The following is a 14265-nucleotide window of genomic DNA, read 5'->3' on the forward strand; positions in this document are numbered from 1 at the left end:
ATACCCAAATTAATTGGAGTTTCAGCTAACATCCCCGTGACTGCAAGTAAGAAGGGGATGGTAATAATGTATCGCATTCTGAGTCAGGATGATTAAAGTAGGAAGGGTATCAATCTCGATCAATACATTCGAAAATAAGGGAATTGAGTGAACCAGATAGATTGCGTTATGTTCGATTGCGATGGCACCTTGGTCGACAGCGAAGTGCTGTGCTGCCAAGCTTATGTGGTGATGTTTGCCCATTACGACATTCACTTATCACTGGAAGAGGTGATTAAACGCTTCAAAGGCGTGAAACTGAATGAAATCGTCGCGTTGGTGAGCAAAGAGAACGGCCTGAATCAACCGATTGAAACGCTGGAAAAACTCTATCGCGCAGAAGTCGCCCGCTTATTTGATGCCGAATTACAGCCGATTGCTGGTGCAAAAGGCCTGCTGGAACAGATCATCTTGCCGGTTTGTGTGGTCTCTAACGGGCCGGTCAGCAAAATGCAGCACTCCCTTGGCCTGACGGGCTTACGCCCTTTCTTTGAAGACAGACTCTATAGCGGCTATGACATTCAACGCTGGAAGCCTGATCCGGCGCTGATTTACCATGCGGCAAAAGAGATGCAGGTTGCGGCTGAGCGCTGCATTCTGGTGGAAGACTCCGCTGCCGGAACACATGCCGGTATCGCGGCAGGTATTCCGGTCTTTTACTACTGCGCCGATCCACATAATCAGCCGATCCATCACCCGCTGGTCACTATGTTCGATGATATGCAGCAACTGCCTGATTTATGGCGACAAAAAGGCTGGCGCATCACCCGCGACTAGTGGCGGGTAGCGCCACTTTATTTCGCCACCAGCGCCATGACCGTTTAATGGCGCTTTGCTTCTTAATGGCGTGCTGCGGACTGAAACGGCGGTTAAGGCCATTCGCCAGCAGATCCAGCGCGAGGCATAACACAAAATAAACCAGCGCCACAAACAGGAACACTTCCATCGGGTAAACCATGCTGCGATTATTGACCTGAGTCGCCAAAAACGTCAGCTCATTCACCCCAACGATGTAAGCCAGTGACGTATCTTTAATCAATGAGATCCATTGATTAATAAACGACGGCACCATCATGCGCAGCGCTTGCGGCAATACCACAAACCATAAAACCTGCCAGCGGTTAAAACCGAGCGACAAACCCGCCTGCCACTGACCCGCACCGATCGCGACAATCCCGGCTTTCACCGCGTGAGCCAGATAGGCGGACGCGATCAGCGCCAGCGCACACACCACGGTGGTGATTTCCGGGATATCCACGCCAAACACAATGGGCAGCAGGAAGTAGGTCCAAAAAATCAGCATAATCACCGGAATAGCGCGGAAAAAGCCTAAAACAGCCGCTAATATGCCCGCCCAAACACCGCGAGACATCGCCAGCGCCACACCCAATATTGTGCCTAAAATAGCGGAAGCGACTCCTGCCATAATGCTGATCAGCACGGTGAGTGCCGCCCCACCCAGTGGGCCATCCGGGTAGGTGCCCCACAGCAGATAAGTCCAGTTATCGGCAATAATCGTAAAATCCATCTTAATGTCCCCTGACGGTGGTTCGTTGTTGACGCCACATGCCCCACGCCTCGATCAGCGCAATAATGGCGATATACAGCACCGTTGCCACCCCAAATGCCTGAAACGTCCGCAGTGTCTCGGTTTCCACCTGACGGGATGCATAGGAGAGTTCAGCCACACCAATCGCCATAGCCAGAGAAGAGTTTTTAATAATATTCATGTATTGGCCCAGCAACGGTGGCATCGCTATTTTCAACGCCTGCGGCAACACCACATGGCGCATCGATTGCCAGCCCGTTAACCCCAGCGCCTGTGCGGCATATTTTTGCCCTTTCGCTACCCCGCTGATGCCGGAGCGTAACTCCTCAGCAATAAACGCCGTGGAGTAGAGGGTCAGCCCAATAAAACCGGCTAAAAACTCAAAAGAGGGCCAGTTCAGAGGCAACCCGAATAGGGTGATTTCATGGGGAGAGTTCAGCCAAGGAATCCAAGCGGCAGGCAGGAATTGGCTGGCAGCAAAATACCAAAAGAACAGCTGGATCAGCAGAGGCGTATTGCGAAATAACGTGCTGTAACCCATGGCGAACCACTGTAACCCTTTGTTTTCGCTATCTCTGGCCGCCGCCAATAAAAATCCCAATAATGTCGAGGCCACCAGAGTGCAGGCGGAGATCCACAAAGTGAGCAGAAAACCGTCCCACAGCCAGCCGAGATATTGCGGGGCCAGCAGCCAGTCAGTGAGATGATGTAGATTCATATATCCCTATACCCGCTTAAATGCAAACAGCCCCACATCATAATAATGCGGGGCTTGGGTGTTTCACGCGTTAAATCAGGCCTTAGGCTGTTGATCTAACGGTGCAAATTTAAACTCACCACGTGGCTGAGCGGCATTGGTTGCCGGCCCGAACCAGCGGTCATAAATTTTTGCTGCTTCGCCGTCTTTTTCCAGCTTAACCAGAGTTTCGTTCACTGTTGCTGTTAAGCGATCTTCACCCTTAGGAATACCCACACCTTGGTACTCTTTGGTGATGCTGAACGGTGAAATCTCAAAATCAGCTTTTTGTGCTGCGGGCAGGTTACCCAACAAGCCCACTAATTTTGCATCGTCCTGAGTGATGGCTTGAACGTTGCCATTACGCAGAGCAGTGAAGGCCAGTGGCGTATCATCATAAGAGATCACTTTTGCTGTTGGATAATGCTCACGCAAAGTGATCTCCTGTACGGTGCCTTTATCCGCCCCGATACGTAACTTACGGATATCTTCTGGCGTTTTCAGCACCCCTTTATGGGCGATAAATTTCTGACCGGTCGCAAAGTACGGCAGGCTGAAGTTAACTTCTTTGGCGCGCTCGTCAGTGATGGTGAAGTTAGCTGCAATCAGATCGACTTTCTTCGAGGTCAGCAGAGGAATACGGTTGGCTGGGTTAGTGGCCCGCAGTTCTACTTTTACACCTAAATCTTTCGCAATCGCGTTCGCCACATCGACGTCATAACCCACCAGCTTTTTAGTCTGCGGATCGATATAACCAAAAGGTGGATTACTATCAAAAACGGCAATCCGCACCACACCCGCTTGCTTGATATCATCCAACTTATCAGCGTGGGCGGCACCAGAAAGGGTTGCCAGGCCAGCAAGCAATGTTAATGCTAGTGCGCTTTTTTTGGTGGTCAGAGATTGCTTCATTGAAAGCTCCTAAGATGATTGAGATGTTGCGATATGGATAAGCTATCAATTCATCGTTAGGTCAGGAAATAATATAAAACGATATGTTTATAACCAATTGGTCTCAGTCAATGAGTCTGATTATTTTACGAAAAAGAGTGGGATCGGTGGTGAGCGAAACTCAGGGTAGTGACGTATCCATAAAGCCTAAATTTTAATCTATCCATATAAAAATAATGAATATTTATCAGATGGCGATCAGGTGCCATGGGCTAACAACACGATTTAAGCCGCACATATCGGCCTCATCGCATCATTAGCATATGTTATTAAAATGTAATCTAGCAGAATTATTTACTGCCAGTACGGGCATCGGATGCTGCCATTTCTGCTTTGATCTCTTCTGTTTTGGGCTTTTCCTGAGTCGCCATGACGGCGGGTTTGATTTTCCTTGGCAGACTAACTGACTCTTCTGTAATCTCTGACTGACCAATAAAGATGCCGCCTTTTTTGATGGAGAAATTACTGCCTTTCACAATGCCGTTTAAGCGGCCATTCTCTAAAATCTCCAGATGATCGGAAAGACAAACGCCGTCAATGCGTCCATCAACCGTCATGTACGGGGCCGTTAAATTCCCTTCAATCTTGCCACTGCGCATCAACCTTATCGTACCTTCATTTACCGTAATATTCCCAATCACCATGCCGTAGATTTGAATATCACCATCAAGATTAATATCACCTTTTATTTTTGTTCCCGCCGCGATAATAGTGTTGGTTTTCGTGGAGTCTGTGGGGGAGTTAGATAATGGCGCATTGGATTGCTGGGCAGAACTGACCACATTGGATACCTTGTTATGACTGCTTTCTTTCTTTTTAAACATAATGGTTATCAGAATAAAGATAAGGAATAAAGTAGGAGCAAGAAGAAGATAAAAAAATAGATTGTAGACTATATAACCCGCTAAACCTGCACTCCATAGTACCCATAACAGGCTAAGGACTACATTTCTTGGCATATACAGACGCATATTCACTTATCCCGCCCAGTGTAAAAACGCATTAAGAGTGATATGAATTCATGTGATAGGAAATTAAATTGAGTTTTAATTTATAATAAGGAAAAGCATCTTCCCTTATAGCGGAAATTATATTTCCAGCAAAACAAGAACTCAGAAATAATGTCAACACAAGGCAACATAAGACTCTTACATTATGTCAATCAATTGGCGAAGTAATATAAACAGAGGCAAAACAATATGGAATTAACCTATTGAGATAATAACGTAGAGGTTAATGCAGGGGGATATCCACTCAGGTAGTTACCCCAATCAAGCTTCAACGCTCAACCTGATTGGGGAAAATGTTATTTTTCAGTCTTATTGGAAAGCAGTTTCTCTAAGTCATCACCACCAAGGTGGCGGAAATCATGGCCTTTGACAAAGTAGAAGATGAATTCACAAATATTCTGGCAGCGGTCACCGATACGTTCAATCGAGCGAGCACAGAACAGCGCGGTGAGCACACTGGGAATAGTGCGCGGATCCTCCATCATATAGGTCATCAATTGGCGTACGATGCCCTCATATTCCTGATCGACCTTCTTATCTTCGCGATAAATCCGGATAGCCTCATCCAAATCCATCCGCGCGAAAGCGTCCAGCACATCGTGCAACATCTGTACCGTGTGGCGGCCTAAGGACTCCAGGCTAACCAGCAACGGTTGGTGCTGATGGGAGAATTTTTCCAATGCGGTGCGGCAGATTTTATCCGCCACATCACCGATACGTTCCAGCTCAGAAATGGTCTTGATGATTGCCATCACTAAACGCAAATCGCTGGCAGTTGGCTGACGTTTGGCAATGATGCGCACACAGGCTTCATCAATGGCCACTTCCATCATATTGACCTTTTTATCACCGGCAATAACCTGCTTTGCTAACTCACCGTCCTGATTATGCATAGCGGTGATCGCGTCAGATAATTGCTGTTCCACCAACCCACCCATGGTTAACACTTGGGTGCGGATATGCTCAAGTTCAGCATTGAACTGGCCGGAAATATGTTTATTTAAATTCAGGTTATCCATGATACTTCCCGTACGTATAGCCTATCCCAGAAGCAGTAGGCGAAATTAGTGTAGTAGCCCATGAGTCAAGTGATCAACCATAGCGGCCGGTGATATAATCTTCCGTCTGTTTCTGCTGTGGCGCAGTAAACAGCGTATCGGTATCACTGAATTCTATTAATTCGCCCAAATACATAAATGCTGTGTGATCTGAGCAACGAGCCGCTTGCTGCATGTTGTGGGTCACAATCACCACCGTGTAATCAGACTTCAATTCGCTGATCAGCTCTTCAATTCGGCCGGTGGAGATCGGGTCAAGCGCCGAGCAAGGCTCATCGAGCAGCAAGACATCAGGGCGGATTGCGATACCGCGCGCAATACAGAGACGCTGTTGCTGTCCACCTGACAAGCTATAGCCGCTCTGTTGCAACTTATCTTTGGTTTCATTCCACAGTGCCGCCTTGGTCAGCGCCCACTGCACTCGCTCATCCATATCCGCACGAGACAAGTTTTCAAACAGTTTTACGCCAAAAGCGATGTTATCGTAAATCGACATCGGGAATGGCGTCGGTTTTTGGAAAACCATACCCACCTTCGCCCGCAACAACGCAATATCTTGTTTATCGGTCAGGATATTCTGGCCATCTAGCAAGATGTCGCCTTCAGCACGTTGATCCGGATAGAGCTGATACATTTTGTTGAATGTACGCAGCAGTGTCGATTTACCGCAACCTGATGGGCCGATGAATGCTGTGACCTGATTTTTGGCAATATCCAGCGAGATATTCTTCAGCGCATGGAATTTGCCGTAGTAGAAGTTCAGATCGCGAACCTGAATTTTGCTGTTGTTGGTGTCAGTAGCCATACTCATCAAGACTTCTCTCTTTTAGCCAATGCCGCCGAAGCCGCATCTTGGAATTTATTGGCGAATCGGTATTTTCTCTTGCTAATCGCTGATGTTCTCTCAGTCAATTAATACTTTTTATTAGCGAAAACAACGCGAGCCAGAATATTCAGTAACAGTACACACAGGGTAATCAGAAGCACCCCAGCCCAAGCCAGTTGTTGCCATTCGGCAAACGGGCTCATGGCAAACTTAAATATGGTGACCGGCAAGTTAGCAATCGGCCGAGTCAGATCGGTACTCCAGAACTGGTTGGAGAGCGATGTGAACAGCAAGGGTGCCGTTTCGCCAGCAATACGCGCCACTGCCAACAAGATACCGGTCAAAATACCGGAGATAGAGGCTTTCAGCGTAATAGCCGAAATCATGCGCCACTTCGGTGTTCCCAGTGCATAAGCCGCTTCACGCAGGCTATCTGGCACCAGCTTCAGCATATTTTCCGTGGTACGGATAACAATTGGCACTTGTAACAGCGCCAGTGCAATCACCCCAGCCCAACCGGAGAAGTGCTCCATCTTGGCGACTACGATGGTGTAGACGAACAGGCCGACTACGATAGAGGGCGCTGATAACAAAATGTCATTGATAAAGCGGGTGATCTCCGCCAACCAGGATTTACGACCATATTCGGCCAGATATATCCCTGCCATGATACCCAGCGGCGTACCAATCACTGTCGCCCATAGGATTAACAACCCACTCCCGGCAATCGCATTCGCCAATCCGCCACCCGCGGTATTCGGTGGTGGCGTCATCTCGGTAAACAGCGCCAGCGACATGCCATCGATACCTTTGGTAATCGTCGAGAACAAAATCCACACTAACCAGAACAAACCAAAGGCCATCGTTGCCATTGAAAGTAACAAGGCAATTCGGTTCTTTTGGCGACGCCATGCCTGCTTTTTACGGCGGGTTTCCAGCAGCGTCGCATCACTTTGCATATCCATCGTCGCCATCTTAACGCCCCTCTTTCTTAGCCAGACGCAGAATCATTAACTTAGATAAAGCCAGCACGATAAAGGTAATGACGAACAAGATCAGGCCCAACTCCATCAGTGCTGCGGTGTGCAAGCCAGACTCAGCTTCGGCAAACTCATTCGCCAACGCCGAGGTGATACTGTTGCCCGGCATAAACAGCGAGAAGCTGTCGAGCTGATAGGTGTTGCCGATAATAAAGGTCACCGCCATGGTTTCCCCTAATGCACGGCCCAGCCCCAACATCACGCCACCGATCACCCCGTTTTTGGTATAAGGCAGCACAATGCGCCAGATAACTTCCCAGGTGGTGCAGCCAATGCCGTAAGCCGACTCTTTCATCATCACCGGCGTTTGTTCAAACACATCACGCATCACTGCGGCAATGTAAGGGATAATCATGATGGCTAAGATGACACCGGCGGCCAAAATACCGATACCGAATGCCGGGCCAGAGAACAGCGTTCCGACAATCGGGATGCCAGACATGACGTTACCGACCGGCTCTTGGAAATAGCGGGCAAAGAGGGGCGCGAAGACAAACAAGCCCCACATGCCGTAAACAATACTGGGGATCGCCGCTAACAGTTCGATGGCGATACCTAGCGGGCGTTTTAACCAGTTCGGTGCCAGTTCAGTTAAGAACAAGGCAATACCGAAACTGACCGGAACCGCAATGATCAGGGCAATCACCGAGGTGACGACAGTGCCATAAATGGGCACTAAGGCACCAAACTGTTCCGCTGGGGCATCCCACTCTTTGGTCCACAGGAAGGCCCAACCAAACTTCTCAATACTAGGCCAGGAAGCAACAATCAGTGAAATGATGATGCCGCCCAACAGAAATAGGGTGATCAGTGCAGCCAGTTTAACTAGCGCACTGAAAATGATGTCACCGTATTTACTCGGTGCTTTGATTGTCGGCTTATAAGCAGCCATAGACTCTCTTCTCATCCGGGTGGATACCCCCTTCGTACTTGAAGTTGCAGGGGTGTTAGCTGCGTTCACTAACCCGAATCACTTACACGAGTAAGCTCATCGGGATTCGTTCGCTTGCCGCCTACCCGCAACTCCAATTACTTTGGGTTTAAGGTATTTTATAAATCAATTTACAAGCAAAAACTAAATTCAATCAGAAGATTGGCTTGCCGCTGCTGTCTTTAATTTGAGTCTTCCAGGCAGCACGGACTTGCTCAACCACAGCATCTGGCAATGTTGCGTAATCCAGTGCGTTGGCTTGTTTAGCGCCGTTTTTGTAAGCCCAATCAAAGAACTTCAGAACTTCAGTGCCGTTAGCTGCATTTTTTTGCTCTTTGTGCACCAAAATGAAGGTCGTTGAGGTAATTGGCCAGACATCATCACCTTTCTGATTGGTTAAGTCTTGAGCGAATGTTTTGCTCCAGTCTACGCCTTTAGCCGCAGCACTAAAGCTATGCTCAGTCGGGCTAACCGGTTTACCATCAGCAGAAACCAGTTTGGTGTAAGCCAAGTTATTCTGTTTGGCGTAAGCGTATTCTACATAACCAATGGCACCTGGCAGGCGCTGAACGAATGCCGCGATACCGTCGTTACCTTTGCCACCCAAACCAGTTGGCCAGTTAACTGTAGAGCCTGCGCCCACTTTTTCTTTCCAATCTGCATTCACTTTCGCCAAATAGCTGGTGAAAACGAATGACGTGCCAGAACCGTCAGCACGACGCACCACCGCGATATTTTGATCAGGTAATTTAACGCCTGGATTCAATTTAACGATTGCCGGGTCATTCCATTTTTTAACATTGCCCAGATAAATATCACCCAGTGTTTTACCGTCTAATGTCAGTTCACCGGATTTAATGCCAGGGATATTCACGGCCAGTACCACACCGCCAATCACTGTTGGGAATTGGAACAAACCTTCAGCAGCCAGTTTGTCGTCTGCTAATGGCGCATCAGAGGCACCGAAATCAACTGTGTTGGCGATAATTTGTTTCACGCCACCTGAAGAACCGATCCCCTGATAGTTAACTTTGTTACCTGTTTCTTTCTGATAAGAATCTGCCCACTTGGCATACACCGGCGCGGGGAATGTCGCACCTGCACCTGTCAGGCTTGCAGCAGCGAACGCGGACAGGGTTGTCATAGATAAAGTCGCTGCCACAATGCTGGCTACGGTGGTACGCATCAGTTTCATAATCCCTCCTAATGGGATATTAGAATTAACTCTATACCGAAGAACTTGGAGTAGCAGGTAGGCAGCAAGCGAACGAATCCCGATGAGCTTACGCATGTAAGTGATTCGGGTGAGTGAACGTAGCTAACAACCCTGCTGCTTTAAGTACAAAGTGTATAAATTGTTTTCATCAGATTAAGTATGGTGCAGGAGGGAAAATAGGACACTTTAATGACAGAAAAATGTACGAAATATTACAGTTATATGACAGAGATTTAAGGTTAAGATAATTTTTTTATTTATCATGATCTTACTTCTATTTCTGAGCGGTTATTTTATCTTTTCATTCGCAAAAAGTTTAGTTTATCGTTTCAATAAACGCCAAAAATACGTTTATTTTTTAGTCGAAAATGACAATCTTTTACTCAACGGCCAAACAAAAAAGCCGGCATATACCGGCTTAGATTGATGCGAGTTCTATTACGATTTACTCAACCGTGACAGATTTTGCCAAGTTACGTGGCTGATCCACATCAGTGCCTTTAATTAAGGCGACGTGATAAGACAATAACTGTAGCGGCACAGTGTAGAAGATAGGGGCAATAATCTCTTCTACGTGAGGCAACTGAATAATTTTCATGCCTTCGCTATCGCTGAAACCGGCATCTTGATCGGCAAACACATACAGTAAACCACCACGCGCGCGCACTTCCTCGATGTTAGATTTCAGCTTTTCCAACAATTCATTGTTTGGTGCGACCACGATGACAGGCATATCAGCATCAATTAATGCCAATGGCCCGTGCTTCAATTCACCGGCGGCATAAGCTTCCGCATGAATATAGGAGATTTCTTTCAGTTTCAATGCACCTTCCATCGCGATCGGGTATTGATCACCACGGCCAAGGAACAATGCATTGTGCTTATCTGAGAAACCTTCAGCCAGTGCTTCAATGGTTTTATCCAGAGACAGCATTTGCTCAATACGGGCCGGCAGTGCCTGTAGCGCATGAACAATATTCTGCTCCAGGCTAGCGTCAGCCCCTTTCAACTTACCAATACGGCCTACCAGCATCAGTAACACCGTCAACTGGGTGGTGAAAGCTTTTGTTGAAGCCACGCCAATCTCAGTACCGGCTTTGGTCATTAACGCTAAATCTGATTCACGAACCAACGAGGAGCCGGCTACGTTACAAATTGCCAGCGAACCTAAATACCCCAGCTCTTTTGATAAGCGCAGAGCCGCCAGTGTATCAGCAGTTTCACCCGATTGAGACAGGGTAATCAGTAGGCTATTAGGGCGCACAGCGGATTTGCGGTAACGGAATTCAGACGCAATTTCCACATCGCAAGGCACACCGGCTAATGACTCAAACCAATAGCGTGAAACCATCCCTGAGTTGTAAGAAGTCCCACAGGCAATGATTTGAATATGTTGTACATTAGCTAGCAAAGCATCAGCTTTTGGACCAAGCTCAGACAGATCAATTGCACCATGATTTAAACGGCCTTCCAGCGTATTTTTAATCGCCATTGGCTGTTCATAAATCTCTTTCTGCATGTAATGGCGGTAAACACCTTTATCACCGGCATCGTATTGCACTTGAGATTCGATTTCAGGGCGCTCAATCGCGTTACCCTGCTTATCAAAAATCGCGACGCTGCGACGAGTGATTTCAACCACATCGCCCTCTTCCAAGAAGATAAAGCGACGAGTTACCGGCAGCAGGGCCAATTGGTCTGAGGCGATAAAGTTTTCGCCGACGCCACAACCGATCACTAATGGGCTACCTGAACGAGCTGCAACCAAACGGCTTGGATCACGGCTATCCATTACCACAGTGCCGTAAGCGCCGCGCAATTGTGGGATGACGCGCTTAACCACTTCCAGCAACGAACCGCCCTGTTTTTGCTCCCAGTGCACCAAGTGAGCAATAACTTCAGTATCGGTTTCAGAACTGAAACGATAACCACGGCCAATCAGTAATTCACGTAAAGGTTCGTGGTTTTCAATAATGCCGTTGTGAACTACGGAGATATAGTCAGAAACATGAGGGTGCGCATTCGCCTCTGATGGCTCACCATGGGTAGCCCAGCGGGTATGTGCAATTCCAGTACCACCGTGCAGCGCCTGATTCTCGGCCGCGTCAGACAGTGCCTGAACTTTACCCACCCGACGTAAACGGGTCATGTGACCTTCGGCATCAACCACGGCTAAACCCGCAGAGTCATAGCCACGGTATTCAAGACGACGTAAACCTTCGATCAGAATCTCAGCGATATCACGTTGCGCTACTGCGCCAACTATTCCACACATCTGTTTTATTCCTATGTAAGGTTCTTTTAGAACCTTGTCGATGTCAGTGACCTGATTGATCCGGATTTTCCGGGTTCCCCGAGCCTGTAGAGTTGGGGATTATTATGTTTTGTTCTGTACTCTCAGCTTAAATCTATAAACCAAAAACACAGGGCAAAACATCCCTTCAAAGCAGAAGAACTCACCTTAAAGGGGTTGTTTTAATATATATACCTTAAATAATTCGAGTTGCAGGAAGGCGGCAATTGAGCGAATCCCCAGGAACGTACACCGGTAAGTGACTGGGATGAACAAAAGCAGCCAACGCACATGCAGCTTGAAGTATGACGGGTATAGCTTATTTTTTCTTAACCGGACGCTGCCAGCCCTGAACATGTACCTGCTTAACACGGCTGAGTACTAACTCATCTTCAGCAATATCGCGGGTTACGGTTGTCCCCGCAGCAATGGTGACACCGTTGGCGACAGTGACAGGAGCCACCAGCTGAGTATCAGACCCAACAAAGACATTATCGCCAATAATCGTTTTAAACTTATTAGCTCCATCATAGTTGCAAGTTATGGTTCCTGCGCCGATATTTACGCCAGAACCAATTTCAGCATCGCCTAAATAGGAGAGATGTCCCGCTTTCGAGCCTTTGCCCAAGCGAGTATTTTTGATTTCGACAAAGTTGCCGACATGTGCGCCTTCCGCTAACTCAGCCCCAGGGCGCAAGCGGGCAAATGGGCCAACGGTACAGCCAGCATCCAAACGGGAATTTTCCAAAACCGTGTAAGGGCTAATTTCTGAATCATCGCCAATAACACAACTTTTCAGTACACATCCCGTACCAATACGCACGCGATCACCTAACGTCACATGGCCTTCGATAATGACATTGGTATCAATAGTGATATCGCGACCATGTGTTAATTCTCCGCGCAAATCAAAGCGCGCAGGGTCCAGTAACATAACCCCCGCTAACAGCAGTTTTTCTGCTTGTTCGGACTGGAATACCCGCTCCAGAGTCGCCAATTGCAGGCGGTTATTGACCCCTTCAACCTCACTCAGGCGAGTAGGATGAACAGTAGCAATCTTCTGACCATCAGCATGGGCCATGGCAATAATATCGGTGATATAAAACTCACCCTGAGCATTGTTATTATCCAGTCGCGATAACCAACGTTTCAAATCACGCCCGTTCGCCACCAATATTCCGGTGTTGATTTCATTTATCTCGCGCTGCGCATCGCTGGCATCTTTATGCTCAACAATTCCTACCACATCACCATTTTCGCGCACAATGCGGCCATAGCCGCTTGGGTCATCCAGCTTCACCGTCAACAAGCCAATACCGCCTTGCGGTTTAGCGGCCAACAACCGTTGGAGAGTATCAACAGAGATCAATGGCACATCGCCGTATAGCATCAACACATCTTCATCATCAGCAAAATGGGGTGCAGCCTGTTGCATCGCGTGCCCGGTACCCAGTTGCTCAGCCTGCAATACCCAGTTCAAGGACGGATCAGACAGCGCCTTTTTCAGCAACTCGCCACCATGTCCGTAAACCAAATGGACATTTTCTGCACCCAGCTTCATGGCCGCATCGATAACATGCTGGACCATCGGCTTACCTGCCAATGGGTGTAACACCTTAGGAAGATCGGAATACATGCGAGTTCCCTTACCTGCGGCAAGGATGACTACACTCATTGAGCTGTTAGACATAAGCAACCTGATAACTCCAATTTAATAGACGGAAGTAAACCTGTTTGGCGAAATAATTACTACATATTTCTCAGCGAAAAATGGACTCAACCCGCGTGGTTAAAGGGTTGTAGCTACTAGCCGTGTAACGAAAAAATGTGGCAGAAAGTGTCTGCGATCAGCGACGTTTTCTGACCTGATTTTGTCAAAATACATTCACTCATTCAGACTATTAACCACTTATTTTACGATAAGAAACAAGAATTTTCAGAAAGAAACTCTTTTAGTTTAGCTTAGGATTAATTAAACACAGAATGGGTGATTGGGCGGGTAATGTCAGAGAGTAGATTAGGGTATTCGTCGCTGTTGTGCTAAATGGGAGTAAAAAAAATGCCAATCAGCTGTACTGACTGGCATTCTATACATCGTAATGTAATAACTTTATAAATCAATGTATTGTCAATCAGATATCCATAAGGATAATCTAAAAAACCACATGATATAAAATTACATCGCTTTCCTGGTCAGCTCGATTACGCGTAATTTCGCAATCGCCTTCGCCAATTCAGCGGATGCCTGAGCATAGTCGACATCACCATGGGAGTTATTGATATGGGCTTCTGCTTTGCGCTTAGATTCCAGCGCCTTAGCTTCGTCCAAATCCTGCCCACGAATAGCAGTGTCAGCCAATACGATCACAACACTCGGTTGCACCTCAAGGATGCCGCCAGAAAGATAAATAAACTCTTCCTCACCGAACTGCTTAACGATACGTATCATGCCAGGCTTAATGGCAGTGAGCAGTGGGGCGTGGCCAGGGAAAATCCCCAGTTCACCTTCACTACCCGTCACCTGAATTTTTTGTACCACGCCAGAGAACATCTTTTTCTCTGCGCTCACAACATCCAGATGGTAAGTCATTGCAGCCATGTCACCCTCCAGTCAAC

13 protein-coding genes are annotated in these 14265 nt (G+C 47.5%); 1 reads left to right on the forward strand and 12 read right to left on the reverse strand.

Annotated elements, in window-relative coordinates; genetic code table 11:
* Positions 1–147: 147 nt before the first annotated feature.
* Positions 148–816, forward strand: coding sequence for a 6-phosphogluconate phosphatase (gene yieH, locus ACZ76_RS08930; RefSeq protein WP_048618606.1), 669 nt, complete (start codon positions 148–150; stop codon positions 814–816).
* Here yieH and ACZ76_RS08935 read toward each other — a convergent pair.
* The 12 genes from ACZ76_RS08935 to ACZ76_RS08990 form a co-directional block, all read right to left on the reverse strand.
* A complete protein-coding gene (locus ACZ76_RS08935; RefSeq protein WP_048618608.1) occupies positions 803–1567 on the reverse strand; it encodes an amino acid ABC transporter permease in 765 nt (254 codons plus the stop codon). The two genes, yieH and ACZ76_RS08935, sit on opposite strands and share 14 nt — an antisense overlap.
* A gap of 1 nt (position 1568) precedes the next feature.
* On the reverse strand, positions 1569–2306 hold the full coding sequence (locus ACZ76_RS08940; RefSeq protein ID WP_048618610.1) for an amino acid ABC transporter permease: 738 nt from the start codon (positions 2304–2306) through the stop codon (positions 1569–1571).
* A 75-nt stretch (positions 2307–2381) separates the two neighbouring features.
* The gene (locus tag ACZ76_RS08945; protein WP_048618612.1) at positions 2382–3236 is read right to left on the reverse strand and encodes an ABC transporter substrate-binding protein; all 855 of its coding nucleotides are present in this window, start codon (positions 3234–3236) and stop codon (positions 2382–2384) included.
* A 329-nt stretch (positions 3237–3565) separates the two neighbouring features.
* On the reverse strand, positions 3566–4246 hold the full coding sequence (locus tag ACZ76_RS08950) for a bactofilin family protein (RefSeq protein ID WP_048618614.1): 681 nt from the start codon (positions 4244–4246) through the stop codon (positions 3566–3568).
* 335 nt (positions 4247–4581) lie between these two features.
* Positions 4582–5304 carry a phosphate signaling complex protein PhoU gene (gene phoU, locus ACZ76_RS08955; protein ID WP_048618616.1) on the reverse strand — a complete coding sequence of 241 codons (723 nt, stop codon included), beginning with the start codon at positions 5302–5304 and terminating at the stop codon, positions 4582–4584.
* 73 nt (positions 5305–5377) lie between these two features.
* A complete protein-coding gene (gene pstB / locus ACZ76_RS08960) occupies positions 5378–6154 on the reverse strand; it encodes a phosphate ABC transporter ATP-binding protein PstB (RefSeq protein ID WP_048618617.1) in 777 nt (258 codons plus the stop codon).
* Between the two features lie 101 nt (positions 6155–6255).
* Positions 6256–7143 carry a phosphate ABC transporter permease PstA gene (gene pstA, locus ACZ76_RS08965; RefSeq protein WP_048618619.1) on the reverse strand — a complete coding sequence of 296 codons (888 nt, stop codon included), beginning with the start codon at positions 7141–7143 and terminating at the stop codon, positions 6256–6258.
* Position 7144: 1 nt separating this feature from the next.
* Positions 7145–8101: a phosphate ABC transporter permease PstC gene (pstC, locus tag ACZ76_RS08970; RefSeq protein WP_048618621.1), complete on the reverse strand. Its 957-nt coding sequence runs from the start codon at positions 8099–8101 to the stop codon at positions 7145–7147.
* Between the two features lie 193 nt (positions 8102–8294).
* Positions 8295–9335, reverse strand: a complete 1041-nt coding sequence (gene pstS / locus ACZ76_RS08975; RefSeq protein WP_048618624.1) for a phosphate ABC transporter substrate-binding protein PstS — start codon at positions 9333–9335, stop codon at positions 8295–8297.
* A gap of 466 nt (positions 9336–9801) precedes the next feature.
* Complete coding sequence (gene glmS / locus ACZ76_RS08980; protein WP_048618626.1) at positions 9802–11631, reverse strand: glutamine--fructose-6-phosphate transaminase (isomerizing); 1830 nt, start codon at positions 11629–11631, stop codon at positions 9802–9804.
* Positions 11632–11968: 337 nt separating this feature from the next.
* Positions 11969–13339 (reverse strand): bifunctional UDP-N-acetylglucosamine diphosphorylase/glucosamine-1-phosphate N-acetyltransferase GlmU, encoded by a 1371-nt coding sequence (gene glmU, locus ACZ76_RS08985; protein ID WP_048618627.1) that lies wholly within the window; start codon positions 13337–13339, stop codon positions 11969–11971.
* Positions 13340–13825: 486 nt separating this feature from the next.
* Positions 13826–14248 carry a F0F1 ATP synthase subunit epsilon gene (locus ACZ76_RS08990; RefSeq protein ID WP_004875717.1) on the reverse strand — a complete coding sequence of 141 codons (423 nt, stop codon included), beginning with the start codon at positions 14246–14248 and terminating at the stop codon, positions 13826–13828.
* Between the last annotated feature and the right edge of the window lie 17 nt (positions 14249–14265).

The organism is Yersinia aleksiciae, from assembly GCF_001047675.1.
Taxonomy (GTDB): domain Bacteria; phylum Pseudomonadota; class Gammaproteobacteria; order Enterobacterales; family Enterobacteriaceae; genus Yersinia; species Yersinia aleksiciae.

Bases quoted from the DNA above. Each gene is read 5' to 3' on its own strand.
- pstS (WP_048618624.1), bottom strand. From the start codon at position 9,335: ATGAAACTGATGCGTACCACCGTAGCCAGCATTGTGGCAGCGACTTTA.
- glmU (WP_048618627.1), bottom strand. From the start codon at position 13,339: ATGTCTAACAGCTCAATGAGTGTAGTCATCCTTGCCGCAGGTAAGGGA.
- ACZ76_RS08950 (WP_048618614.1), bottom strand. From the start codon at position 4,246: ATGCGTCTGTATATGCCAAGAAATGTAGTCCTTAGCCTGTTATGGGTA.
- ACZ76_RS08990 (WP_004875717.1), bottom strand. From the start codon at position 14,248: ATGGCTGCAATGACTTACCATCTGGATGTTGTGAGCGCAGAGAAAAAG.
- ACZ76_RS08935 (WP_048618608.1), bottom strand. From the start codon at position 1,567: ATGGATTTTACGATTATTGCCGATAACTGGACTTATCTGCTGTGGGGC.
- glmS (WP_048618626.1), bottom strand. From the start codon at position 11,631: ATGTGTGGAATAGTTGGCGCAGTAGCGCAACGTGATATCGCTGAGATT.
- pstB (WP_048618617.1), bottom strand. From the start codon at position 6,154: ATGAGTATGGCTACTGACACCAACAACAGCAAAATTCAGGTTCGCGAT.
- phoU (WP_048618616.1), bottom strand. From the start codon at position 5,304: ATGGATAACCTGAATTTAAATAAACATATTTCCGGCCAGTTCAATGCT.
- pstA (WP_048618619.1), bottom strand. From the start codon at position 7,143: ATGGCGACGATGGATATGCAAAGTGATGCGACGCTGCTGGAAACCCGC.
- ACZ76_RS08940 (WP_048618610.1), bottom strand. From the start codon at position 2,306: ATGAATCTACATCATCTCACTGACTGGCTGCTGGCCCCGCAATATCTC.
- pstC (WP_048618621.1), bottom strand. From the start codon at position 8,101: ATGGCTGCTTATAAGCCGACAATCAAAGCACCGAGTAAATACGGTGAC.
- ACZ76_RS08945 (WP_048618612.1), bottom strand. From the start codon at position 3,236: ATGAAGCAATCTCTGACCACCAAAAAAAGCGCACTAGCATTAACATTG.